20 protein-coding genes are annotated in these 23,980 nt (G+C 61.7%); 4 read left to right on the plus strand and 16 right to left on the minus strand.

Annotated features, from left to right (window positions below):
* Nucleotides 1-243: 243 nt before the first annotated feature.
* Together CDV44_RS08220 and CDV44_RS08225 are read left to right on the plus strand one after the other, a co-directional pair.
* Nucleotides 244-1,437, plus strand: coding sequence for an RDD family protein (locus CDV44_RS08220; protein ID WP_170935906.1), 1,194 nt, complete (start codon nt 244-246; stop codon nt 1,435-1,437).
* A complete protein-coding gene (locus tag CDV44_RS08225) occupies nt 1,434-2,768 on the plus strand; it encodes an RDD family protein (RefSeq protein ID WP_170935907.1) in 1,335 nt (444 codons plus the stop codon). The genes CDV44_RS08220 and CDV44_RS08225 overlap by 4 nt, the downstream gene beginning before the upstream one ends.
* Before the next feature lie 403 nt (nt 2,769-3,171).
* Here CDV44_RS08225 and CDV44_RS08230 read toward each other — a convergent pair whose 3' ends face one another.
* Nucleotides 3,172-3,675: a PaaI family thioesterase gene (locus CDV44_RS08230; RefSeq protein ID WP_087687588.1), complete on the minus strand. Its 504-nt coding sequence runs from the start codon at nt 3,673-3,675 to the stop codon at nt 3,172-3,174.
* 80 nt (nt 3,676-3,755) lie between these two features.
* On the opposite strand from CDV44_RS08230, the gene CDV44_RS08235 reads away from it, so the two are divergent.
* A complete protein-coding gene (locus tag CDV44_RS08235; RefSeq protein ID WP_087687589.1) occupies nt 3,756-5,096 on the plus strand; it encodes a PLP-dependent aminotransferase family protein in 1,341 nt (446 codons plus the stop codon).
* 57 nt (nt 5,097-5,153) lie between these two features.
* Here CDV44_RS08235 and CDV44_RS08240 read toward each other — a convergent pair whose 3' ends face one another.
* The 7 genes from CDV44_RS08240 to CDV44_RS08270 all read right to left on the minus strand — a co-directional run bounded on the left by CDV44_RS08240 (nt 5,154) and on the right by CDV44_RS08270 (nt 13,804).
* On the minus strand, nt 5,154-6,392 hold the full coding sequence (locus tag CDV44_RS08240) for a phenylacetate--CoA ligase family protein (protein ID WP_087687590.1): 1,239 nt from the start codon (nt 6,390-6,392) through the stop codon (nt 5,154-5,156).
* A gap of 68 nt (nt 6,393-6,460) precedes the next feature.
* Nucleotides 6,461-7,273 (minus strand): ABC transporter ATP-binding protein, encoded by an 813-nt coding sequence (locus CDV44_RS08245; RefSeq protein ID WP_058378633.1) that lies wholly within the window; start codon nt 7,271-7,273, stop codon nt 6,461-6,463.
* A gap of 130 nt (nt 7,274-7,403) precedes the next feature.
* The gene (locus CDV44_RS08250) at nt 7,404-8,699 is read right to left on the minus strand and encodes an ABC transporter substrate-binding protein (RefSeq protein WP_249277496.1); all 1,296 of its coding nucleotides are present in this window, start codon (nt 8,697-8,699) and stop codon (nt 7,404-7,406) included.
* Nucleotides 8,700-8,823: 124 nt separating this feature from the next.
* Entirely contained in the window at nt 8,824-9,900 is a 1,077-nt protein-coding gene (locus CDV44_RS08255) for a branched-chain amino acid ABC transporter permease (protein WP_087687592.1), read from the minus strand.
* A 54-nt stretch (nt 9,901-9,954) separates the two neighbouring features.
* Nucleotides 9,955-10,869 carry a branched-chain amino acid ABC transporter permease gene (locus tag CDV44_RS08260; protein ID WP_058378630.1) on the minus strand — a complete coding sequence of 305 codons (915 nt, stop codon included), beginning with the start codon at nt 10,867-10,869 and terminating at the stop codon, nt 9,955-9,957.
* Between the two features lie 53 nt (nt 10,870-10,922).
* Entirely contained in the window at nt 10,923-11,729 is an 807-nt protein-coding gene (locus CDV44_RS08265; RefSeq protein ID WP_087687593.1) for an ABC transporter ATP-binding protein, read from the minus strand.
* Between the two features lie 101 nt (nt 11,730-11,830).
* Nucleotides 11,831-13,804 (minus strand): long-chain fatty acid--CoA ligase, encoded by a 1,974-nt coding sequence (locus tag CDV44_RS08270; RefSeq protein ID WP_087687594.1) that lies wholly within the window; start codon nt 13,802-13,804, stop codon nt 11,831-11,833.
* A gap of 301 nt (nt 13,805-14,105) precedes the next feature.
* Here CDV44_RS08270 and CDV44_RS08275 point away from each other — a divergent pair, with 301 nt between their 5' ends.
* Nucleotides 14,106-14,777, plus strand: a complete 672-nt coding sequence (locus CDV44_RS08275; protein ID WP_058378627.1) for a Crp/Fnr family transcriptional regulator — start codon at nt 14,106-14,108, stop codon at nt 14,775-14,777.
* Nucleotides 14,778-14,793: 16 nt separating this feature from the next.
* Here CDV44_RS08275 and CDV44_RS08280 read toward each other — a convergent pair whose 3' ends face one another.
* From CDV44_RS08280 to CDV44_RS08315, 8 genes are all read right to left on the minus strand, one after another.
* The gene (locus tag CDV44_RS08280; protein WP_087687595.1) at nt 14,794-15,789 is read right to left on the minus strand and encodes an alpha/beta hydrolase fold domain-containing protein; all 996 of its coding nucleotides are present in this window, start codon (nt 15,787-15,789) and stop codon (nt 14,794-14,796) included.
* 11 nt (nt 15,790-15,800) lie between these two features.
* Nucleotides 15,801-16,382, minus strand: coding sequence for a TetR/AcrR family transcriptional regulator (locus CDV44_RS08285; RefSeq protein WP_087687596.1), 582 nt, complete (start codon nt 16,380-16,382; stop codon nt 15,801-15,803).
* A gap of 122 nt (nt 16,383-16,504) precedes the next feature.
* Nucleotides 16,505-19,144 (minus strand): penicillin acylase family protein, encoded by a 2,640-nt coding sequence (locus CDV44_RS08290; protein ID WP_087687597.1) that lies wholly within the window; start codon nt 19,142-19,144, stop codon nt 16,505-16,507.
* A gap of 109 nt (nt 19,145-19,253) precedes the next feature.
* Nucleotides 19,254-20,153 (minus strand): ABC transporter substrate-binding protein, encoded by a 900-nt coding sequence (locus tag CDV44_RS08295; protein ID WP_170935908.1) that lies wholly within the window; start codon nt 20,151-20,153, stop codon nt 19,254-19,256.
* Between the two features lie 41 nt (nt 20,154-20,194).
* The gene (locus CDV44_RS08300) at nt 20,195-20,695 is read right to left on the minus strand and encodes a flavin reductase family protein (protein WP_087687599.1); all 501 of its coding nucleotides are present in this window, start codon (nt 20,693-20,695) and stop codon (nt 20,195-20,197) included.
* A 100-nt stretch (nt 20,696-20,795) separates the two neighbouring features.
* Nucleotides 20,796-22,094, minus strand: coding sequence for an LLM class flavin-dependent oxidoreductase (locus CDV44_RS08305; protein WP_249277458.1), 1,299 nt, complete (start codon nt 22,092-22,094; stop codon nt 20,796-20,798).
* 112 nt (nt 22,095-22,206) lie between these two features.
* Nucleotides 22,207-23,016: an amino acid ABC transporter ATP-binding protein gene (locus tag CDV44_RS08310; protein ID WP_087687601.1), complete on the minus strand. Its 810-nt coding sequence runs from the start codon at nt 23,014-23,016 to the stop codon at nt 22,207-22,209.
* Complete coding sequence (locus CDV44_RS08315; RefSeq protein WP_087687602.1) at nt 23,013-23,906, minus strand: amino acid ABC transporter permease; 894 nt, start codon at nt 23,904-23,906, stop codon at nt 23,013-23,015. The genes CDV44_RS08310 and CDV44_RS08315 overlap by 4 nt, the downstream gene beginning before the upstream one ends.
* Between the last annotated feature and the right edge of the window lie 74 nt (nt 23,907-23,980).

Here is a 23,980-nt window from a genome sequence, read left to right on the forward strand (position 1 = left end):
GCTTAATGCCCGGCAAATGCACGACTGGCGCGGATCCCCCGCTGGCGTGAGTGCCGATTCATCCCTTAAAATCGTTCCGCACTACAGATTCCCTAAGCGATTCACAAGAAAAACGAAGCGTCGACAGCCGGTGATAACGGTTGCGATCACAACATCATTGGCTGGCGCGAAAGACGCCACCAAAATGGGGCACACATGGCACTTTCGGGGTGGTGGATACGTCTTGTCGACGTGCGTCTTCATATGACGCCGGACGACGGTGTTGGCGGTGGACAGGTCGGAATTGGCTCGCCCCCTCCCTTACCCCCAACGTCGACGACGTTCCCCGTCGAGGGCGAACGGATCGCCGCCACTCCGCCGCCGTTGCCACCATCGCAAACGCCAACAACGGCACCGGTCGAATTCGACACTGCCGGCGCACTGCGTCGTTTCGGTGCGCGCTACATCGATCAGCTCGTTGCCGCATTCCTCGTGGTCATTATTTCCAGTGTGGTGCTCGTCATCGTGCGCTACAACATGGGGGCGTTCCCGGGCGCCGGGCTGCCGCCCCTAATTGCCAGCGCGTTACTGGGCTCAGCATGGTCCCTCGGCCTGCTCGTCGCCGACAGCATGATCCGCGCGATGTTCGGCAACACGCTGGGCAAGAAGTTGCTGAAGCTGGAGGTGGTCGACCGAGACGGCCATCGCCTGTCGCGCCTGGCTTATTTCAAGCGCAACGTATACCTCTGGGTCTGGGGCTTCGGGTTCGGCATCTGGTTCTTCGCACTGATCATGCCGGTGGTGCAGCTCTGGCGTATCGGTCACGGCAAGGCAACGATGTATGACGGGAGACTCGGCACTCAAGTCCGCGCGCTCGGGCCGCTATCGAAAGGACGAAAGGTCGTGGCCGCCACGCCGTTTCTACTCTTTGCCGCCTACATCGTGTGCATGTTCCTGATCGGCGCGCTGTATAACCGGTCTGACGAGATCAGCCCAATCCATCGCACGTGGGTCAATCCGATCACTCGCAATGGCGTAGGTTTGCCGGATGGCTGGGTCGATCATACCCAGAGCGTTCCGCCAACCGACAGTGGTCTTGCGCCCGTCGTGGCGTTCGAAGATAGCAATGGATCGATGGGGATCTTGCTCTACTGCTTTACGGTTCACCGCTCGACATTGCAGGACCGTGCACGGGCGTATATGGACGGTAACGCCGGGCGGCTTGATTTCGACGATGGCGGAATCTTTGAAAGCATTGGCCCCGCATGGGAGCGTTGGACGGTGCGTGCCGTCAGCCACTCGGACAAAGTGCCACGGACGGTAACCATCTACCGGCACGACAACGATTACTGGCTGCTGACGGCGATCGATCGCGTGGGCACAACGAAAGAGTCGCCCAAGCTCAAGGACTTGCGCGATCGCGTCGCGCAGACCATTTTGGGACGCCCGCAGCCATGACCATGCACCCAACTGCGGGGCAGATCGGTGAAGGCGCAAAACCCGCCGCCGTCTGGTGGTTCGAGCGCAATGGCGACCGGGCGGGCCCAGTGACGCCGGACGATTTGCGCGCGCATGTGATGGCGCTCGATATCACGCCAAGCACTCTGGTGTGGCGCGATGGCATGCCCGGCTGGCTGCGGCTCGATGCCGTACCGGAACTCTCTGCGCTAGCGGGAGAACTGCGACTGGCAGGCGCATGGCCTCGCTTTTTCGCACGCGTATTCGACGTTGTGCTCACCTTCGCGACGATCAGCGCGTTGTTGACGCTGTCGGTGGCCTGGCAGATTGGCGCGACGCCGCTCTCTGAGGCGATAGATGCCAAATGGTTAGGGCTGTTTGTCCCCTTGCTTCTGCTGAGTCAGCCGCTACTTGATGCACTAATCCTCTCGGTTTTCGGTAACACCCCGGGCAAAGCCCTTCTCGGGATACATGTGATCGACGCGCGCGGGCGGCGGCCATCCATGCCACGCTATTTCCTGCGAAATCTGTTGGTCGCAGTGTTCGGCAGTGGCTTGTTCATGGGGGTGATTGCCATCGCGGCACTGATCTGGCAGTACTTGCGTGTGAGTGGTGGCAACCCGGCCGCGTATGATCTTTGGACGAAATGCCGCGTCCTTGGGCGCCGGGTCTCAGGCAGGCAGATGATTGGTTTTGTCGTTGCTGCCGCCGCGACGCTCGTCCTTTGGTATGCCGCCATCCAACTCGCCAAGCGCCTCAACGGGGGACATCGCACGCCGGTCGCGGCCGCGTCGAAACCCGGCAGTGGCGAGGCGAGCGGCTCTACGACGACGACGCCCTCTGCGGCGAAACCCGGGATATCTCCCCCCGCCGACACCTCATTCGTCTGGCGTAATCCAGTGACTCAGACCGCCGTGCGAGTTGATGGGGCATGGATCTACACCGAGGCGAATAACCGCTCGGGCGACCGGATATCGTTGTTCTCGACGGATGACGGCCGCGCCCAGATCATCCTTGGCGCCGACACAGTGAGCAAAGTCAGTCTGTCGCAATACGCACAGAGCTTCGTGAAGAAGAACAGTGACCGATATACCTTCGAAGATTCCGGGCGAATCGTACGCGCGGGCACCGGCTCGAAATGGGTGGCCGTGGCACGGTCACAACGGCATGCCGACGTGCGTCTGCAATTCGAAGTCGTACAGCGTGGTCAGCGTTTTTGGTATCTGGTGGTTGCGCTCGACAAACCCTACGACAAGCACGCGCGCCCGACCGACACACTGCGCGAGACGTTGCTCCGGTCCATTGGTGATGGGAGCGATGGCGCGCTGTGAGGGGCGCGCTTGCGGTCAGCTTCTAGCTACAACTTGACACCCCAAGCGCCGCACAGAGCGGGCGCAATGCCCCGATGGTGTAGTTGTAATAAAAAAATCCCCCAGACAACATCAGGCCAGTGGCGTACCCCAAAAGCCTCATGTTTCGCACCGATATGCGAGGTTCTTTCTTGGGCGTCCGAAGATCGATAATTCGATGCTGCCTTCGAGCCCAGACACCTATTAGCAGCACTACGATTACCGCAATGCGCATAACCCATTGAGTGTTCGACATGTGAGTATGGTGTTTATAAGATTGTTGTTAAACCATGCACGTCGATAACGATTGTAGTGTCTTCGGGACGGCAAAAAGGCTGACAAAATAGGTTCACGAAATCAATCGACCGTTTAAACCGGCCAACCGTCATCTGCCCCTCGCATGTTCCCCTCGTAACGTCATCACAGCGCTATCCACCCGGGCGACTACCTTGCCGTCATCACGTTTAATCTCACACAGATAGTGAGACACGGTTCGCCCTTGGTGTGTCGCCCACGCGTGAGCCGTCAGCCGCGACACCCAGACCGGGCGTAGAAACGTCGCCTTCAGGTCGATGCTCGTGAACGTTTCTCCAGCTGCCATCAGCGTCGAGTGCGCTGTCCCGATGGCCGCGTCGGCCAGTTCGCACAGCAAGCCGCCGTGCACCGTGCCTTGTTGATTGCCGTGAATTTCTGCATTGGCCTCCAGTTCGATGACTGCCTTCGCCGCATCGATCTCGACGATGCGAAATCCAAGTAAATTGGAAATTGCCGTCGGATAACGCATATGCGTCTGCTCTTCAGCGCGCAGCGTACCCGCCAATTGGCGACGCAGGTAATTCAGCACTGGCAGGTGTTCCGTTTCCCCGCCCCCATCGAACACATCGGACATGACAGCTCCCATAGAAAGATTGCTCTCAGGAGTCTGTCTGCCTAGAATCGGACAATCAAGAAATTGTCCTACGTACAATCATGTCCGAATCCCCTGTTACGGCGGCGGTCGAGCATCTGTCCGGCGAAATCCGGCGCGGCGCGCTGCCGCCCGGCACTGCCTTGCCGACGCACCGCAAGCTGGCGGCGCAGTACGGCATCGCGATCGCGTCTGCGAGCAAGGTCTATGGGAGATTGCAGGCCATGGGGCTCGTCGTCGGGGAAGTCGGACGCGGCACGTTCGTGCGAGACCGCCCGGCACAACGGGAATGGGATATCGATGACGAAGCCCGGCTGAATTCGCAATCGGTCGACCTGTCGTTCAACCACCCAACATGGCCCGGGCAAAGCGACCTGTTACGCACCACGCTCAGAGAGTTGGCGTCGTCAGGCGATTTGAGCGCGCTGCTGCACCAGCAGCCACCGGGTGGACGGCTTCACGAACGGCAAATCGTCGCGGACCATCTGACGCAAGCACGAAACATTCACGCTACCGCCGAACAGGTGTTTCTCGTAGGCGGTGCGCAGCAGGGTCTCGATGTGGCCATTCGGGCGTTCCTTCGCCCGAATGATGAAGTCGCCATCGACGCCCTGACCTACCCCGGCTTCAAGATGGCAGCAGCGCTGAGCGAGCTTGCCCTGAGGCCAGTACCGTCGGCCGACAACGGCCCCGATCTGAATGCGCTAGCAGACCTTTGCCGCCGTGGCGCCATTCGTGCCATCTACGTCATGCCAACGCTGCATAACCCGCTCGGCTGGGTACTGAGCGCGGCCCAGCGCAAACAACTGGTCGACATCGCCCGCCGCCACGACTGTCTGATTATCGAAGACGCCACTTACGCGTATCTCGTGGATAACGCCTCACGGCCCATTGTCACGCTAGCGCCTGAGCGCACGATCTACGTGTCGAGCCTTTCCAAGAGTGTGGCGACAGGATTGCGATTCGGCTATGTGGTGGTGCCGCAAGAGCACGCGGCCCGGATGAAGCGCGTGGTGCGTGCCAGTTTCTGGAGCTTGTCCAGCATGGTGAGCGCGATCGCAACGCGTTGGCTTGCAAGTGGCACCGTAGCGCAGCAGGAGCAGTTTCAGCGTGAAGACGCCCGACGCCGCCAGACGATCGCCCGCGAGGTACTTCACGGCATGGGCGTGGTGGCGCATCCGTCGTCGCAATTCCTCTGGCTGCCGCTGCCGGAGGGCTTGCGCATGGATCAGGTGGTTGCCGCGCTGGCAGCCCGTGGCATCGCCGCGTCGAAGGCGGAAGCGTATGCAACGACACAGCACGCGCCCCACGCGTTGCGGCTGGGCTTGAGTTCGATGCCTTTGGAGCAGGTCCATCCGGTGTTGGCGCAAGTTCGCCACATCATCGAGCATCTGCCGATCTGAGCGAGATCCGGAGGAGATCCCCCCCTCCGGTCAACAGCCCCGATGCCGCCTCGATAATCAATCGTAAGCGCGCGCGTCTTCCACCAGTTTGCCGTCGTCCGGCAGCGTGCCTGCGGTGACGAAGTCGATCTCGGCGCGCAACCGCGTCACATCGCGCAGCGTTTCCTGCAAGCGCGCGGCCAGCCCTTCGGGCGGTGTCTCGGCGGTCTCGCAAACGAGGGTCATGCGGTCATCGCCGACGCGCCCTTCGACTCGCAGACGCATGCGTCCCAGTTCCGGATAGCGTTTGCCAATCTCGCCGATCTGGCCCGGATGCACGAACATGCCGCGCACCTTCACGGTCTGATCGGCGCGGCCCAGCCAGCCCTTCAAGCGCATGTTGGTGCGCCCGCACGGACTGATGCCCTCCGCCACGGCCGACAGATCCCCGGTGGCGAATCGAATCAGCGGATAGTCGGCGTTGAAGTTCGTGACGACCACCTCGCCCGTCTCGCCCTCCGGCACCGGTTTGGTACCACCGGGCTCCACGATTTCCACCAGCACGTTCTCGTCGACGATCAACCCCGCCTGCGCGTCGCTCTCGAACGCAATCAGCCCAAGATCGGCCGTTCCATACAACTGGCGCGCAACGATGCCCCGTGAGTTGAACCACTGCCGCAACGACGGTGGCAACGCTTCACCCGACAACGTCGCCCGCCGGATGCTGCTGATATCGGTGCCCATCGACTCGGCTTTCTCGATCAGAATCTTCAGGAACGACGGCGTCCCTGCATACGCGCCCGGTTGCAGATGCCGGATCGCCTCGATCTGGAGCGCGGTCTGTCCGACACCCGCCGGGAACACACAGCACCCCAGCCGTGCCGCGCCGGTTTCGATCATCATGCCCGCCGGCGTGAAGTGATACGAGTACGTGTTGTAGACCAGATCGCCCGAGCGCAAGCCTGCGGCGTACAGTGCGCGGGCGAAGCGCCACCAGTCGCTGCCGCGTCCGTCCGGCTCGTAGATCGGCCCGGGAGATTGATAAACGTGGGCCAGACCGCCGATCGGTGTCGCGTTCAATCCGCCCAGGGGCGGCACACGCAACTGGTAGGCGGCCAGATCGGATTTGCGTGTCACGGGCAATTCGGCCAGCGCGGTGCGTGAGTCAACGCCTCGTGCGTCGAAGGCGCCGAGCGTCTCGGTGAAATACGAGGCGTTCGTGCGGGCGTGCGATACATGCGCCGGCAACGCCGCCAGCAGTGCCTTCTCGCGAGCTTCCGGGGCACGGGTTTCAAGCGCGTCGAAGTAGTCGTTCATAGAGACGATAGGACGTTGATGTTTGTCAGTCGGCTAAACGCGCATGCGGCTAATGCAGCCCATGCAACTCACGCAATCCACCGTTTGCGCCGCCGGTAGCTCTTGACGTTACGAAAGCTCCCCTCGCTGTTCGCGCCATCCTTGGCGATGCCGAGGTAGAACTCCTTGACGTCCTCGTTATCGCGCAACGATGCCGCGTCGCCGTCCATCACTACACGCCCGTTTTCGAGAATGTAGCCATAGTCCGCGTAGCGCAGGGCCACCATGGTGTTCTGTTCCGCCAGCAGAAAGCTGACGTTTTCCCGTTCGTTCAGATCGCGCACGATCGCGAAAATCTCGTCCACGATCTGTGGCGCGAGCCCCATCGACGGCTCATCGAGCAGCACCATCGACGGCTGCGCCATCATGGCCCGCCCGATCGCACACATCTGCTGCTCGCCGCCCGACGTATAACCGGCCTGCGATTTGCGGCGCGTCTTCAGCCGGGGGAAGTACGCGTAGATACGCTCCAGCGCATGTTGCTGAGCACTGCGCGATGCATGCCGGACATAGGCGCCGGTCAGCAGATTCTCTTCAATGGTCAAGTGTCCGAAGCAGTGGCGGCCTTCCATCACCTGAATGACGCCACGCTTGACCAGCCCGTTCGGCGTGAGCTTCTCAACCCGCTCGCCGCGATAGTCGATGGTGCCCTTGGTCACCTCACCCCGCTCTGCCTGAAGCAGATTCGAGATAGCCTTGAGCGTCGTGCTCTTGCCCGCGCCGTTCGCGCCGAGCAACGCCACGATCTTGCCGTCGGGCACGACCAGCGACACGCCCTTCAACACAAGAATGACGTGGTCGTAAATGACTTCGATATTGTTGACGCGCAAACTCGCTTCCATGCCGCGTGACTCCGGAGTCTGTGGTGCTGCGGTACTGATTCAAAGTGATATCGCCTGCCGGGCCGTCGAAGGCCCGGCGCTCGCCCACATCGCCAGTTCGCGTTGCGGGCGAGCGTGCCGATTAAACCAATTACATCTGCTGATAGCAGGCCGGCGTCATGCCCTTTTCCTTGGCGTACTGCTTGGCCGAGGCTTCGAACAACGGGTGAATCAGGCGGCGGTTGCCCTCGATCCAGTCAGACACCATCACCCACTTCGTGCCGTCCCATTGCTGAATGCGCACCTTGCCCGAGCCCTCGTGATCCTGGCAGCTCGTCTTGATGTCGGGCAGCAGGCCGGTCGCGCCCAGTGCCTTGAGGCGCGCGCCGTCGATGTTCAGGTTCTCGAACGCCCAGCGCACTTGCACCGGCGTCATGACCTTGCCCTTGCCGAACTTGTTCTGCGCGGTGTTGAGCGCCTCGACCGTCGCCACAGCCGCCGACACGCCGCGGTTATAGAGCACGGAACCCACCTTCGACGGGTCTTGCATATTGCCCTTGCCCGCGCCGTACACGACCTTGTCGATATCGGCGATCAACGGCACCTGCTTGCCCGCCACGTTCCACGTCGCGCTCATGTAGCCCTTGGCCGCCGGACCTGCCGGAATGGTGTCTTCTTCTGAGCCGGCCCACCAGCTGCCGACGATCTTCTCGCGCGGATAGCCGACTTTCTGCGCGGCCTTGAGGGCGGTCTGGTTCATGACGCCCCAGCCCCAGAACACCACGTAGTCGGGGTTCTCCTGACGAATGCGCAGCCATTGCGCCCCTTGCTCATTGCCGGGGTGCGCCACCGGAATCTCGATCAAATTGAACTTGTTGATCTTCGACTCCGCCTGCATGGCGACAATCGGCTCCTTGCCGTAAGCCGAGTCGTGATACAGGAACACGATCTTCTTGCCGTTGAGCGACCCGCCGTTCTTGTCGGCGAGGAACTTGATGATGGCCGACGCCTGCATCTGATACGTGGTGACGAGCGGGAACGCCCACGGGAACACGGTGCCGTCCACGGCATCGGTACGGCCATAACCCATCATCACGAGCGGCACCTGATCGGTGGCGGTCTTGTCGATCAGCGCGTACGAAATGCCCGTGGCCATGGTGTGGTACGCCGTGCCCTTGGTGACCGGGTTACGGCCCTTCAGGCGCTCATAGCACTCCACGCCCTTGGAGGTGTTGTACTCGGTCTCGCACTCTTCCCACGACAGCTTGACGCCGTTCACGCCGCCGTTCTTCATGTTCACGTATTGCAGGTAATCGATGAAGCCGCCGTAGAACGACTGCCCGTTGGCCCCGTACGGCCCCACGCGGTAGTCGGCCAGCGCAATGAACTGATCGTTGGTCTGCGCGAGCGCCGTGCCCGCCGAGCCCATGCCGAGCACCAGACTCATGCCTAGCGATACCGCCAGTTGTTTCGTGTTCATGCTGTGTCTCCTTGTGGTCTTGTCGATAGCGATACGTGGTCAGCCGACGCCCGTGTACCGGTGCGTCAATACATCGAACTCAAGTCGAATCTCAGTGCGGGAACGGCCAGATGCGCAGCTTCTCCTTGGTGATCTGCCAAAGTCGCGCCAGACCGTGCGGCTCGACAATCAGGAAAAAGATGATGAGACCGCCGAACAGCATCAACTGGATATGCGAGACAGTCGCGTTAGTGAACGGCAGGTGGAGGAACGTGGCGATCGGCGGCAACGTGAGGTCGAGCAGAATCGGCAGCAGCAAGATGAATGCCGCCCCCAAGAAACTGCCCAGAATGCTGCCCACGCCGCCGATGATGATCATGAACAGAATGCGGAACGACAGATCGAGCGAGAAGCCGTCGGGCTCCACCGAGCCGAGATAGCAGAAGGCATAAAGCGCACCGGCCACGCCGCAGTAAAACGAACTCACCGCGAAGGCCAGCAGCTTTACACGCATGAGCGGGATGCCGATCACTTCGGCCGCCACGTCCATGTCGCGCACGGCCATCCACGCGCGGCCGATGTGCGAACGCACGAGGTTTTTTGCCACCAGCGCCATCACGCACACGACACCGAGCACGAACAGGTACTTGCGCACGGGCGTGTTGATGTCGAGCCCGAGAATCGTGATCTTCTGTGCGGTGATGACGCCCGAAGAACTGTTGTTCGAGAGCCAAGGGAATTTGGTCAGCACCCACAGCACGAAGAACTGCGCCGCCAACGTCGCCACCGCGAGATAGAAGCCCTTGATGCGCAGCGACGGCAAGCCGAAGGCAATCCCCACGAGCGCCGCGCAAACGCCGCCCATCGCGAACGATGCCAGGATCGGCATGCCTTCAATGCGCAACTGGAAGTTGTACGACGCGTAGGCCCCGACCGCCATGAAGGCCGCCGTCCCCAGTGAGAGTTGCCCGGCGTAGCCCGTCAGAATATTCAGGCCGAGCGCAGCCAGCGAGAACACGAGGAACGGCACCAGAATGGCCGAAAACCAGTACTCGGAGGCGATCCACGGCAACACGCCGAAGGCGATCACCAGTACGGCGCTGACCGCGACACGATCCTGACGAATCGGGAATATCTGGCTGTCGGCTACGTACGATGTCTTGAACTGACCCGCTTCGCGATAGAACATGTTGGCCTCTGCGTTAAGTGCTTGTGCGTGCTTGCTGGTTCATCGATCGCGAGTTCAGACCCGGTCGATATGGCGCTCGCCGAACAACCCCTCGGGGCGAACGAGCAGGAACAGCAACGCAAAGACATAGGGGAACCAGCCCTCGATACCCCCGAAGTTGCCGCCAAACTGGCTTTGCAGCAGTTGCGGCAGGTAGATCTCGGCGAGCTTTTCTGCCGCACCGATGATCAGGCCGCCGACAATGGCGCCCGGAATGGACGTGAAGCCACCGAGAATCAGCACGGGCAATGCCTTGAGTGCCGTCATGGTCAACGCGAACTGCACGCCGTTGCGTGAGCCCCAGAGCATGCCCGCCACCAGCGCGACGAACCCCGACACACTCCACACCACCACCCAAATGCGCTGCAACGGAATGCCCAGCGACAGCGCTGCCTGATGGTCGTCGGCCACCGCGCGCAGAGCCCGGCCGATGCTCGTGGCCTTGAAGAACAACGCGAGCAGCGCGACGAGCACCGCCGCAATGCCGGCCGCGGCCAGATCGAAGCTGCTCACCAGCAGCCCGGTCGAGTCCATGATCGAAGCGATGGGCTCGTCGACGATGCCCAGCGACAGCGGACGAACCTCATTGCCCCACAGCAACGGCGCCAAGCCTTCAAGAAAGAACGACAGACCGATGGTCGCCATGAAGAGCGTGATGGGCGACTGGTTCACCAGCTTGCGCAATACGAACCGCTCAGTCGCGGCGCCGACCAGCACCATCACGCCGAATGCACCGATGGCGGCAGCCCACAACGGCAGGCCCCGCTCCATCAGCCCGACGACCGACAGCGCCGCGAAGTACACCATGGCGCCCTGCGCGAAGTTGAATACGCCGGACGCTTTGAAGATCAGCACGAAGCCCAGCGCCACGAGCGAATACATCACGCCCGAGAGCAGCCCGCCGATCAGAATTTCCAGAAAGAACTGCATCGATGTCTCCAATTCGACAATTCGCAATTCGCAGAGGCGCCGCCGTGTGCCGCTCAGGCTGCGACGGGCTCGCCGTGCGCCGATCCGAGATAGGCGCGGATGACTTCCGGGTCTTGCTTGACTTCGGTCGGCGGTCCGTCGCCGATCTTCTTGCCGTAGTCGAGCACGACGACGCGATCCGAGATGTCCATCACCACCCCCATGTCGTGTTCGATGAGCACGATGGTCGTACCGAACTCCTCGTTCACTTCGAGGATGAAGCGGCACATGTCGCGCTTTTCTTCGAGATTCATGCCGGCCATCGGCTCGTCGAGCAACAACAACTCAGGCTCGGCCGCCAGTGCGCGCGCCAGCTCGACGCGCTTTTGCAGGCCATACGGCAACCGGCCGACAGGCGTCTTGCGGATGTGTTGAATTTCGAGGAAATCGATAATCTCTTCGACCTTCTCGCGATGGATCGTCTCTTCGCGGCGCGCCGGTCCCCACCACAGCGCGTTGGCCAACAGGCCGGAGCGCATGCGGGTGTTGCGGCCCGTCATGATGTTGTCGAGCACCGTCATGCCCTTGAACAACGCAATGTTCTGGAACGTGCGTGCCACGCCTTGCCTGGCGGCCGATGTCGGGTGCATGCGTTGGCGCACTTGGCCGCGAAAAACGATCTTGCCCTGTTGCGGGTGATAGACGCCATTGATGACGTTGAGCATCGAACTCTTGCCCGCGCCGTTCGGGCCGATGATGGCCCGTATCTCGTGTTCTCGGACGTCGAACGAAATATCGGTCAGCGCCTTGACGCCCCCGAACGACAGGCTGATGTGCTGCAAATCGATCAACACATCGCCGGCCTTGCGTTTGTCGTTCATGCCTGCTCCTGCGGAATGTCCGGTGAAATCTGGCGGATGTCGGATGACGCTGCGACGGGCAGCGTGGCGGCGCACATCACGTTCATAGGTTCATGCGCTGACTAAGCGGCGCAGCGCAACCCAACGGGCGCAGGGTCGTCGACGGGGGCGCGGGTGCCAAGCACGCGCGCGGGATGAATGGTCAACGTGGCGCTCACGCTGCCCTCACGCCCGTCTTCGAACTTCACCCGGGTTTCGATGAACTGCGCCGTCTTGCCCGAATAGAAGGCGTCGATCAGCACGTCGTACTTTTGCGCGATGAACGTGCGGCGCACCTTGCGCGTGCGGGTCAGCTCGTCGTCATCGGGGTCCAGTTCCTTGTGCAGGATCATGAAGCGATGAATCTGCGCGGCGGCGAAGGCCGATTCCTTGGCGAGATCGGCGTTCACTTGCTCGATGCAGCCCAGAATCAACTCGGCAACCTGTTCGTTGCCCGCGAGATCGACGTAGCCCGCATAGGCCAAGTTGTGGCGCTCCGCCCAGTTGCCGACGGCATCCATATCGATGTTGATGAACGCGCACACGTTATCGCGGCCATCGCCGAATGCCACCGCTTCCTTGATGTACGAGAAGAACTTCAGCTTGTTCTCGATGAACTTGGGCGCGAACAGTGAGCCGCAGGACAGCTTGCCGACGTCTTTGGCGCGATCGACGATGCGCAGGTGCCCGTCGGCATCGATGATGCCGGCGTCGCCCGTGCGGAAGTAGCCGTGTTCGTCAAAGGCTTCACGCGTGGCGTCAGGGCGCTTGTAGTACTCCTTGAGCAACCCGACACCGCGCACCAGCACCTCGCCGCTTTCGGCGATCTTGATTTCCATGCCCGGCGCGACGGGACCGACGCTGTCGAAACGCACCTGACGGTCCGGTTGCAGGCAGACGTAAGCACACGTCTCGGTCTGTCCGTAGAACTGCTTCAGATTGATGCCGATAGCGCGATAGAACCGGAACAGATCCGGCCCGATGGCTTCCCCAGCGGTGTACGCCGTGCGGATGCGACTCATGCCGAGCGTGTTGCGCAGCGGGCCATAGATGCAAAGATTGCCCAGCGCGTATTGCAGCCGGTCGAGCAGCGCCACCGGTTGACCGTCGAGTACGGCCGCACCGCAACGCTGCGCGACATTCATGAAATGCGCGAACATCTTTCGCTTGATCGCGCTCGCGTCTTCCATGCGAATCATCACCTGCGTCAGCACGTTCTCATACACGCGCGGCGGTGCGAAGTAATACGTCGGGCCGATCTCCCGCATGTCGGTGGCGACGGTTTCCGGCGACTCCGGGCAATTCACCGTGAAGCCCGTCACCAGCGCTTGCGCATAGGAAAACAGATGGTCGCCCACCCAGGCCATCGGCAAGTACGACAGCACTTCGTCGTCGGCCGAGAGCTTGTCGAACTGGCTGCCGTGATGCGCGGCACCGATCAAACCTGCGTGCGAATGGCAAACCCCTTTCGGCTTACCGGTCGTGCCGGAGGTGTAGAGAATCGTGGCCGTATCGTCGGCAGCTACTGCCGCAACGGCGTCGTCGAAATAGCGTGGATGTTTTGCGTCGAACTCTCGCCCCTGCGCCACCATCGAAGCATACGATTGCAGGCCGGGCGCATCGTAGTTGCGCAAGCCGCGCGGGTCTTCGTAAATGATGTGTGCCAGATGCGGCACGCTCTCACGCAGTTCCAGCAGCTTGTCGACCTGCTCCTGATCTTCAACGATGGCGAAATTGATTTCGGCGTCTTCGAGCACGTGAATCATCTCTGCCGCGACCGCGTCCTGATACAACGGCACCGCGACACCGCCCAGTGCCTGCGCAGCCGTCATGGCCCAGTACAGGCGCACGCGGTTATTACCGATGATGGCGAGATTGTCGCCGCGTGAGAATCCGGCGGCGGCCAGTGCACAGGCGAGCATGCGCACTTCATGCGCGGCGTCCTGCCAGCTCCAGCTTTGCCAGATACCCAGATCTTTTTCCCGGTACGCCGTGCTGGCGCCACGTGTGGCGGCGTGTGCCAACAACAAACGCGGGAAAGTGGTCCGCTCCTGCATGCCTGTCTCCTGTGTCTCACCACGCTTCGACATCCGTCGAGGGGGGCGTGGCGTGGCTCGGTCGGCGCGTGCGCGATGGCGCACGCCATCCTGCTCGCGTCATTTTTCACGACGCTTATTCGTTGGCGGGTAGTGCAGTGACGATCGCTTTGCCGCGCGGCAGGCAGCTTCTATACTTGTGCTTCGGCGTCGTGTTGCAACACCGTGGATGCTTGTCTCACCCTGCGCATGGCAAGGCGAAGATACCCCATGACCCACGACGGATTTGTCACCCGGATGACAATCAAGGGAAAGTCCCTATATGTCGTTAGAGACCCTGTTGCAGCGCAGCGTATGGGCACAAGGACTCACGCCGGCACAGCGCGAGCGCGTGACGGCAGAGATTCAGGTACGGCCAGTGGAGAGTGGCGGCTACGTTTGCCGCAAAGGTGACCCGTCGCACGCCTGGTTCGGCGTCATCGACGGGCTCGTCAAGATTGCGACCGCCTCGGCCAGCGGCAAGTCGGTGACCTTTACTGGCGTGCCCTCGGGCGCGTGGTTCGGCGAAGGGTCATTGCTGAAGCGCGAGATCCGCAAATACGACGTGATGGCATTGCGCGACTCGGTGCTCGCGCATATGCCGATCGCCACGTTCGACTGGCTTCTCGACACCAGCATCCCGTTCAATCGCTTTCTGACGCTGCAACTCAACGAACGTCTCGGTCAGTTCATTGCCGCCGTCGAACACGAGCGTCTGCTCGATACCGATGCGCGTGTTGCGCGCTCGTTGTCGTCGATGTTCAATCCCGATCTCTACCCGAGCGACGACACGACCGTGCAGATTTCGCAGGAAGAACTCAGTTACCTCGCGGGCGTGTCGCGCCAGCGCGTCAATCTCGCACTCAAGGTGCTGGAGCAGGCCGGGTTGGTGAAGGTCGATTACGGTGTCCTGACCATTCTCGACCTCGAAGGTTTGCGCGAATTCGGGATGTAGTCTTCGGCCCGAAGGCCTACCGCGCGCCCGGCAGATGGGCGCGGACGAATCGCGCCACCTCCGCGCGCAGTTCCCTGTCTTCCGGCGCCCCCATGAATCCCCCGTGCGGCATGGCTTCGAACACATGAAGCTCACACGGCACGTCGGCGCGGCGCAGTGCGCGATGCATACGCACTGCGTTCGACAGGAACAGATCACGCGTGCCGCTTTGAATGAACGTCGGCACGAAGCCCTGAGAGAAGTCGCCGAACAGTGGCGACAGGTACAGATGGGCGAGATCCGCACCGCCTGCATACAACACGTTATTCGGCATCAGCGACTTGGGCAGCAGCACGTCGACAAGCTGATTCAGTTCGAAACTGTCGCCCGATTCCGTGAGATCGACTTCCGGCGATAACAACACCAGCGCGGCCGGTAACGGCAGCCCCTCATCGCGTGCGCGCAACACCATCGCCGCCGCCAGATTGGCACCGGCAGATCGTCCGCCAATGACAACGTGATTTGCCGGGTACGTCTCCAGCACTCGCCGGTAGACCGTCAGACAGTCATCTAGCCCAGCAGGATACGGATGCTCGGGCGGCATGCGATAGTCGATTCCCCAGCACCGCAGGCCCAACTGGTCGGCCTGCATTTGGGCGCCGATACGGCAGACGGTGCCGCCGCCGAACACCAGTCCTCCACCGTGCAGGTCGATATAGATGACGTCGTCGGCCACGAGATCGACCGGCGTCGCAACGTGAACGGTGGCGTCACCGATTGCGACGGTTTCCACCGCCGCTTTCAACTGCCCTGCTACCTGTGCCATCGCGGCGCCGTATTGGGCGTCGGCATCCGCCTTGAATTGCATCCAGCCTTCAAAGTCGTCGGGCGAGGGTGCGGTGTACATCGCGTTGAATGGCTCGCCATCGGCATTCACCAGACGACGCAATGCGGCCTGCGCCTGCGCGCTGATGCTGTCTGGAAATGGAATCACACGGGCCGGAACCCGGACCCCGTCGGTAGGATGCGTCATGAGAGATCGGACTAATGAGTGGCTGATGTGGACGGCCAGTGCGTGAGCGCCGTATCGAGCGCATCAAGACTGCGTAGCCACGAGATGTCGGCATCGGGCGTGCTGTGCGCAAACGCCGACGCTGATTCCAATGTGATGTAGCCCATGAAGAAGCCACCGAGAAATCGAATGGCGTGGACCTGCTCTGCCTCGGGCACCGCGTAGCCATGCAGCACCGCCCGGATCAGTTGGGTCAATTGCGGCCCGGCGCTCGCGGCGGCCAACTCGGACGACAACGGATGCCGAGCAGCAACGAAGCGCCCCGGATGGCGACGCGCGTAGTCACGATGGGTATTGGCCAGCGCGTACAACGCCTCTTTGCCCGCGCGACCCGCCATGGCGCGCGATGTGGCGTCTGCCAATTGCCGCAACGCCAACAACGCGATCTGACTCTTGAGATCGTCAAGATTCCTGACGTGGGAATAGAGGCTGGCGAGTCGCACGTCGAACTTGCGTGCCAATGCCGCCCCGGTCAACTGTTCGAAGCCAATTTCGTCGGCCAGCTCGGCACCGCCCTCCACCAACCGCTCGACCGTCAGCCCGGCTCTGACCATAGGATTTCCCGCACTGAAAACTAACCGATTTAGATAATTGCCTAATCATATTAGTTTTCATGTGCCGGATCAAGGCGCCAATCACATCGGCGCCTTGATCCACAACCACGACCGCTTCGGCTCTAGTGGCTAACGGCCTCGGGCGCGATGCGCAGGTGCTCGACGGACTTGGTGGTGCGATTCACGTCCGCGTTGTCATGCCACAGCGGCTTGCGCCCGAACGTGGTGTACATCTCGACCTGATCGGCGTAGTGCGGCGATGGCGTGCCGTCAGGTGCGACGAAGCCGCTCTGCCCCGGCGCCACCACGTCGTAAGCTGCGATCTTGCCGCGTGCGCCGTTCGGGCCAAACACGATGAGATCGTTCTCAGTGCCACGGTTCATGTAGACGGGCGTGCGCACCGCTTCTCCGGCGTTCGCTTGCGGCACACCAAAGAAGTTGTTGGCGCGGAAGGTCAACGGCACCGTCGGCGCGCGCCATGTCGTCATGTCGGGACCCAGCCGGGACTTGAGTGCGGTGACGGTATCGTCCAGCGCGGCGAGAATCACATCGTCCTGCCGCTTGCCACCGAAGATATCGAAGGTCTGCGGCACACCTGCCTTGTCGCCCCGCAGACCTTCGTACAGCACCTTGCTGCCGTTACCGATGTTGGCCGAGCCCGTCGGTCCGTCCTGCGGCGTGGCATAGCCGCTGGCGAGGAACCATTTGTCGTACGGCGCGGGCACCACTTCGCCCAGCGTGCGCTTGAGCATGGCGGTGAGCCACGCGTCCATGATCGCCGGGCCTGCCGTATCGTAATGCCCGGTGTGCTGCGGATCACGATTCAGGCCGTCCCACTTTGCCAATTGCAATGCCAGCTGACGGCGGGCATCAGTGGCGGGCAGGTTGGCCGTCGCGCGCTCAATGAACGGCAGAAAGTGACGACGATTCACGTCGACCGCACTCGTCTCCTTCAGGATCTGCCACATGTCGTCGACGTTCAGCTTGTCGTGCGCCTTGATACGCTCGTCAATCTCGACCACGCGATCGGCACCACCCCACACGAACGCGAACAGGTCGCTTGCCGGATAGCCCTTCTGCGGCGAATTATTCCAATTGGCGATCCAGCCCTGCTTCGGGTTGTAGACCTTCGGGTTGGTCGAGAATGGCAGCAATCCCTTCCAGTCCCATTCTCCGGTGCCCGGCACCGGCAAACGAGGATCATGGCCCGGGCGGCGATCCGGATACGCGCCCGTATGCACGTAGCCGATATTGCCGGCCGTATCGGCGTAGTACCAGTTGATGGTCAGTGCATGACGCGCGGCCTGCGCGGTCCATGACTTCCAGTCTTGCGCCTCGGCCTGATGCGTCCACGCGAGCAACGATTGCACTTCAAGGCCATCCCATGCGCGCGCTTTTGCATAAGCGATGTGTTGCTTGTCGTCACGCTGCATGACAATGCCGTGCACTGTGCGATAGACCTCCTGCACGACTGGTGCACCGCCTTTCACGCGGATGATCTCGACGCGCTTTTCCATGTCGTGCCATTGGCCGTTATGGAAGTAGCGATTCGGATTCGCCGGATCGAGCTTCTCGGCGAACATGTCGATGTCGTCGCCGAAACCCGCCGTGGAACCCCAAGAAATCTTGCCGTTGTGGCCGAACAGAATGCAGGGGTAACCGAACGGCGTATTGCCGACCAGATCGAAGCCTGCGCCATGCAAACCGATGCCGTAGGTGTACGCGGGGGCAAACCAGCCGAACTGCGGGCCGTTGAGCATGATGGCGCTGGCATCGCGGGCTTTGTTCTTGCCGACGATCCACATGTTGCTGGTCGTCGGGAACCCGGCAGGCCCCGGCTGGCCGTATTCGGCGAACTGGGCGAGCATCGTTGCCGCGTTGGCCTCGGGCGTCTGATGCAGCAACGCGCCATCGCTGTCGCGTGCGAGACGTGCCAGCATCGGCGCGGGGCCATCGTAGCGCGCGAGCGGCTGCGTTGCGGCGGCCGCTACTTTGGACAGCGGACCGACCTTGACCGGATAAACGCCTTCCGATGCCGGAATGGTCGTCGGCGCATCGGGGTTCACGATCCACTTGAGTTCGTTGAACAGCGCCATGCCCTTGTCAGCGCCGAATTTGTCCTTGAGCGCCGTCACCAGCGCCAAGTTATCAATCTCGCTGGTCGCGTCGGAGAACCGGTTGGCCATCGTGCCGACGAAGACCATCGCCACGTCGAAGGCGTCCCAGTTGGACGGCTGGAAACCGAAGTCGTTGAATTGCTTCGGCATGCGCTTGTCCGGTTGCGCGCGCACTTGGGCAATCCACGCATTCATGCCGGCGGCGTATCCCTCGACGATGTCGCGCTCCCGCTGCGGCAGATCGGCCAGTTGGCGCCGGATCGACGCGGGCCAGTAGTTGCCACGAATCGACTTGTCGAAATCCACGAACTTCTCGCCCAGCACTTCCGACACGGTGCCTTGCGTGCTCCGGCGTGCCATCTCCATCTGGAACAGACGGTCTTGTGCCACCGCGTAACCGTAGCCGTAGAACAGCGCGTAAGTCGTCGCCGCATAGATGTGCGGCACACCGAACTCATCACGCTTGATCGTGACGTCAGCGCGCCCCGGCACAGCCTTGCCGGCCGGCGAGACGCCGCTTGTGCCAACGGCATTGTCGCTGCCGGTCGCGGTCTTGGCGACCACCGGCCCGGCGAACGAAAGACTCAGAAGGGAAACGGCGAGCGCGAGCGACAGACCGCGCGGCGAGCGGGAAGGCAAAGTCATCAATGTCTCCGTAGTTCTTATGGGTAGAGCGCATTGACGTTATCACAACAAAAACCGACCGGTCGGTTAATTAATTCACCGACCGTTGATATGTTAAGTATCTCGGCCTTCACCGCTCTCCGCCGTTGATCGGAAACAACGGCTTGGCATCTTTGATATCCAGCCCCCATTTCTTCATCAGCGCATCGTAGACGCCGTCCTTCTGAAGCTTGATGAGCGCCTGTTGGATAGCGAGCGCCAATTGCTTGCCCTTTTCGTCGACACCGAAGCCGATGCCATAGGGCGCTTCCCGGTTGTAGTGCACGATCTTGTACTTCGCCGGAAATCGGGTGGCGTTGTAATAGCCTACCGGCGAGTCGACCCACGCGACCTGACTGGCGCCCGTCGACAACGACAGCATCGTCATGTTTGAGTCGGGATAGGTGGCGATCGTCAACGGCTTCTTGCCATTGCCGACACACTTGTCGCTAAGCGCCCTCGCCTTTTCCATCGACGCCGTGCCGCGTGGCAAAGCCAATTGCAAACCGCATAGATCGTCGGGTGACTTCACGGTGATGGCGCTCGCGGGCGTTGTCACCACCGTCAACCCCATGTCGAGGTAGTCGACGAAGGTCACGACTTTCTGGCGGGCGGAAAAGTCAGCCAGCGAGAGCAGCACGTCGAAGCGGCTCGCACTCAGCCCCGGAATCAGCGCGTCGAACGACGATTGCGCGAGCTTGATCTTCAGACCCAGCACCTGCGCCGCCGCCGACAGCAGCTCCGGGGTAAAGCCCACGATCTCGCCGTCGCCGTTGACGAACTTGATCGGTGCGACGTCGGGGTTCACGCCAGCCGTGAGCGTGCCGCGGTCCCGATAGTATTTCGGCACCATCGCTGCGAGCTTGTCGTCGGCCTTGATATTGGCGACAGGAGACGCCTCGGCTGCGCGCACGTGGCTCACGCCACCGAATAGCGCAAGAAGACATGCCGTGGTGGCAATCGCCGTGGCGGCGGGAATTCGAAGGGTCATGCGCATGGAACCTCGCGAGGAAAGTGAGGACAGGTGCCGCATCACGCCGCCTGCTGCGTGCTGCGCGCGAAGTCGCGGTGATGCCAGAGCAGGCAGTCCGATGCGCCCTCATCGTTGACGCTTGCCTCGGTAATCTCGCCGACGATGATGCTGTGAGTGAACCCGTCGTGCACTTTCGCAAGCCGGCACTCGAACACAACGACAGCATCAACGAGCGTCGGGACATCCAGCTTGCCGCCCTGCCAATGTTCGGCGTCGAAACGCTCGGCACCGCGCAGCGAGGTAAAACGCTTGGCAACGCTCAGGTGTTGCGCGGACAGCAGGTTCACGGCGAACCGTTGCGTGCGCAGAATGACGTCGTGCGCCGACGCCGTCTTGTTGACACACACGAGAATCGTGGCGGGGTCTGCGGACAGGCTGCAAACGGAGGTGGCGATCAGGCCGAACGGCACACCGGCCTCCTGTGTGGTGATGGCGGTGATGCCGCTGGCGAAGCACGTCATCGCGTGGCGAAAGACGTCAGCAGAAACTTGGGCGGTCATGGGCTTACCTCTGGTATCTCTTGCTCGAAATTAGGCGGGGCGGCGAATGCGTGATCCGGCCGTGGGCGCGCAGCCTGCGCGATCACGGCCGTCAGTCCGTTCAGTCACCGAACCGCAAGGGGTTGAGGCCGAGATTGCCGCGCAGCGTGCTTGCCGCATACTCCTCGCGGAACAGGCCGCGCCGGCGCAACTCCGGCAGAATCAGCGCGACGAAGTCGTCCAGTCCACCGGGCAGCGTCGCGGGACAAAGGTTGAAGCCATCGGCGGCCCCCTCCCGGAACCACGCCTCCATGTCGTCAACGATGTCCTGCGCCGTACCGATCAACTGACGCCCGCCAGCGGCGCGCATTTTGTACAGTTGCCGAATCGTGAGGTTCTCGCGATGCGCCAGTTCGATCAGCCCGTTGCCGATGCTGCTGACCGGCCCCGAACTGAGTGCTGGCACCGGCCCGTCGAGATCGTAGGCCGAGAGGTCGCCCAAGGTGCTGTACAGAATCGACAATCCGCTCAGCGGGTCGATCAGCTCCTGCAACTGGTCGAACTTGTCTTGCGCTTCCTGCCGCGTGCGACCGACATAGGGCGTCAGGCCCGGCATGATCAACAACTGATCCGGCGTGCGGCCATACTTTTCAAGGCGTCCTTTCAAATCGGCGTAGTACTTCCGGGCCGACTGAATGTCGAACGATGCGCTGTAGACGACGTCGGCATTCTTCGCCGCAATCTCCCGCCCCGCTTCCGCCGCCCCCGCCTGCACGATCAACGGGCGGCCCTGTGGCGTACGCGCCGAATTCAATGGGCCACGCACGCTGAAATGCTTGCCCTTGTGGTTCGGTACATGCAGCTTCGCTTCGTCGTAGAAGATGCCGGATGCCTTATCGCGAAGAAAGGCGTCATCCTCCCAGCTATCCCAGAGCTTCTTTACGACATCGACGAATTCGTCGGCACGCTCGTAGCGCTCTTCATAACCCAGATGCTCGTCGCGGCTGAAGTTCCACGCCTCTTGCTGCGACCACGACGTCACGACGTTCCAGCCCGCGCGACCGCCGCTGATATGGTCGATCGACGCGTATTTGCGCGCGATGTGGAAGGGTTCGTTGTATGTGGTCGAAGCAGTGCCGACCAGCCCGATGTTCGACGTGCACGCGCCGAGCGCCGCCAGCAGCGTGAGCGGCTCGAGCTCGGCATTCTTCGCGTCGCGCGACGCCGAGCCCTTGGGGTTGTCCGCCGTACGAACGCCAAGCCCGTCGGCAAAGAAGATCATGTCGAACTTGGCGGCCTCGGCCTTGCGTGCCGTGTCGAGAAAATACTTGAAGTCGATGGCCCCGGCGGCCGGCACTTCGGGGTGCCGCCATGCCGCCATGTGATAGCCCAGATAACGCATCGAGAGACCGAGTCTCATCTTTCCATCGTGTGCCATTGCTTGTCCTGTTGGATAAGAGGATTTAAGTCGGAGGATTTAAGTCGGAGGATTGAAGTCAGGAGATTGAAATTGGCGCGCCATGCGGTTGGCATTACCCGCGAATGCTGGCCACGAAGCGCTTGCTGCGCTCGGTGCCGGTGCCTTGAAAGATGTGTTCGGGGGAGCCCTGATCGACGATGCGGCCGCCGTCCATGAAGACCACCCGGTTCGAGACCTTGCGGGCGAAGTCCATTTCGTGCGTGACGACCACCATCGTGGTGCCGGACATCGCCAGCTCCTTCATCACGTCGAGCACTTCGTTCACGAGCTCAGGGTCGAGTGCGCTCGTCGGTTCGTCGAAGAGCATGATTTCCGGGTCCATCGCCAATGCGCGCGCAATTGCCACGCGCTGCTTCTGTCCGCCGGAGAGTTGCGACGGGTAGTGATGCAGCTTGTCGGCAAGCCCGACACGGGCGAGCAGATACTTGCCGCGTTCCAGCACGTCCTTTCGCGCCGCGCCACCCACGATGCGCGGGCCGGCCAGCACGTTTTCGAGCGCCGAATAATGGGGAAACAGGTGGAAGCCCTGAAACACCATGCCGAAATAGCGGCGCTGGCGATCCAGCTCCTTGTTCGGTAACCGCACACGCCGCGCGCCGCGCAACTCGCTGCCGAGCACTTCGCGCTTGAACGTCACCTCGCCCGCATCGATGAGATCGAGCATGTTCATGCATCGCAGCAACGTGCTCTTGCCCGAGCCCGACGGCCCGATGATGGCTACTACGTCGCCTTTGTAGAGCGTGAAGTCGATGCCGTGCAGTGCCACGAACTCGCCGAACTGCTTCGTCACAGAGCGCATCTGGAGCAGCGGCTCATGTGTAGCGTTGGCATGCAGGGACTGGTTTTCCGGTGTCGCGCTCATCGCTGCACTCCTTTGCCGAAGCGTCGTTCAAGCAGGCTCTGCCCACACATCGCGAGACTGGTCAGCAGCAGGTACCAGAGACAGGCCACGGTCAGCAGCGGGATGGTTTCGAAGGTCGTCGAATAGATCAGTTGCACGGTCGTCAGCAACTCGACGTAGCCGATTACCGACGCGAGCGACGTGTTCTTGAACATCGTGATGAGCTCGTTGGCGAGCGGCGGGATGATGACGCGCACGGCCTGCGGAATGACCACGTGCCACATCATGCGAAGGTCGCTCATGCCCATGGCCTTGCACGCCTCGCGTTGCCCCTTGTCGACGGCCGCCAGCCCGCTGCGGAAGATCTCGGCGCTATGCCCGCCAAGGTAGATCGCGAGCCCGATCATCGCGGCACTGAAGCGCGAGATGACGTTGCTCGTATCGATGTCGAACAGATTCACGTTCAACAGTGGAATCGGCAGATACAGGCGGGGGACCAGCGCGGAGATGAAGAACAGGAACAGCAGCATCGCCAGCGTGGGCGTGGCGCGGATGATCCAGATGTAGGTGAGCGCCGCCCCGCGAAGCACCGGGTTCTCTGCCATCCGGCAAGCCGCAACGATGCCGCCCAGCACCAGCCCCAACACACTGGCAAACGCGGTCAGGATCAACGTATTGGCGAGCCCGGCAAGCACGCGGGCGTTGAAGAAGTAATGCGCGACCACGTCCCACTGCCAGCGCGGGTTGTCGATCACGCCCTGATAGAACAGCACCAGCGCAACACCGGACAGGCCGTACCAGAGCCAATCGGACTTCTTGGGGCGCGCGTGAATACGCAGCGTTGCGGGCGGCCCGTCGATGCTGTCGTCGCGCCTTGCCGCCGAAAGTGGATAGACGGTTTCGTTATTCATATGGTGAGACACCCTCCAAAGTGTTGGGGTTAACCCCGCTTTCAGCACAATTAGTTATTGCTGGCGATTCCGGC

The sequence above is a fragment of the Pandoraea sp. PE-S2R-1 genome (assembly GCF_002179865.1).
In the GTDB taxonomy this organism is placed as follows: domain Bacteria; phylum Pseudomonadota; class Gammaproteobacteria; order Burkholderiales; family Burkholderiaceae; genus Pandoraea.

Excerpts from the sequence above, each read along its gene's own strand:
- CDV44_RS08220 (WP_170935906.1), top strand. The coding sequence starts at position 244 with ATGACGCCGGACGACGGTGTTGGCGGTGGACAGGTCGGAATTGGCTCG.
- CDV44_RS08225 (WP_170935907.1), top strand. The coding sequence starts at position 1,434 with ATGACCATGCACCCAACTGCGGGGCAGATCGGTGAAGGCGCAAAACCC.
- CDV44_RS08230 (WP_087687588.1), bottom strand. The coding sequence starts at position 3,675 with ATGTCCGATGTGTTCGATGGGGGCGGGGAAACGGAACACCTGCCAGTG.
- CDV44_RS08235 (WP_087687589.1), top strand. The coding sequence starts at position 3,756 with ATGTCCGAATCCCCTGTTACGGCGGCGGTCGAGCATCTGTCCGGCGAA.
- CDV44_RS08240 (WP_087687590.1), bottom strand. The coding sequence starts at position 6,392 with ATGAACGACTACTTCGACGCGCTTGAAACCCGTGCCCCGGAAGCTCGC.
- CDV44_RS08245 (WP_058378633.1), bottom strand. The coding sequence starts at position 7,273 with ATGGAAGCGAGTTTGCGCGTCAACAATATCGAAGTCATTTACGACCAC.
- CDV44_RS08250 (WP_249277496.1), bottom strand. The coding sequence starts at position 8,699 with ATGAGTCTGGTGCTCGGCATGGGCTCGGCGGGCACGGCGCTCGCGCAG.
- CDV44_RS08255 (WP_087687592.1), bottom strand. The coding sequence starts at position 9,900 with ATGTTCTATCGCGAAGCGGGTCAGTTCAAGACATCGTACGTAGCCGAC.
- CDV44_RS08260 (WP_058378630.1), bottom strand. The coding sequence starts at position 10,869 with ATGCAGTTCTTTCTGGAAATTCTGATCGGCGGGCTGCTCTCGGGCGTG.
- CDV44_RS08265 (WP_087687593.1), bottom strand. The coding sequence starts at position 11,729 with ATGAACGACAAACGCAAGGCCGGCGATGTGTTGATCGATTTGCAGCAC.
- CDV44_RS08270 (WP_087687594.1), bottom strand. The coding sequence starts at position 13,804 with ATGCAGGAGCGGACCACTTTCCCGCGTTTGTTGTTGGCACACGCCGCC.
- CDV44_RS08275 (WP_058378627.1), top strand. The coding sequence starts at position 14,106 with ATGTCGTTAGAGACCCTGTTGCAGCGCAGCGTATGGGCACAAGGACTC.
- CDV44_RS08280 (WP_087687595.1), bottom strand. The coding sequence starts at position 15,789 with ATGACGCATCCTACCGACGGGGTCCGGGTTCCGGCCCGTGTGATTCCA.
- CDV44_RS08285 (WP_087687596.1), bottom strand. The coding sequence starts at position 16,382 with ATGGTCAGAGCCGGGCTGACGGTCGAGCGGTTGGTGGAGGGCGGTGCC.
- CDV44_RS08290 (WP_087687597.1), bottom strand. The coding sequence starts at position 19,144 with ATGACTTTGCCTTCCCGCTCGCCGCGCGGTCTGTCGCTCGCGCTCGCC.
- CDV44_RS08295 (WP_170935908.1), bottom strand. The coding sequence starts at position 20,153 with ATGACCCTTCGAATTCCCGCCGCCACGGCGATTGCCACCACGGCATGT.
- CDV44_RS08300 (WP_087687599.1), bottom strand. The coding sequence starts at position 20,695 with ATGACCGCCCAAGTTTCTGCTGACGTCTTTCGCCACGCGATGACGTGC.
- CDV44_RS08305 (WP_249277458.1), bottom strand. The coding sequence starts at position 22,094 with ATGAGACTCGGTCTCTCGATGCGTTATCTGGGCTATCACATGGCGGCA.
- CDV44_RS08310 (WP_087687601.1), bottom strand. The coding sequence starts at position 23,016 with ATGAGCGCGACACCGGAAAACCAGTCCCTGCATGCCAACGCTACACAT.
- CDV44_RS08315 (WP_087687602.1), bottom strand. The coding sequence starts at position 23,906 with ATGAATAACGAAACCGTCTATCCACTTTCGGCGGCAAGGCGCGACGAC.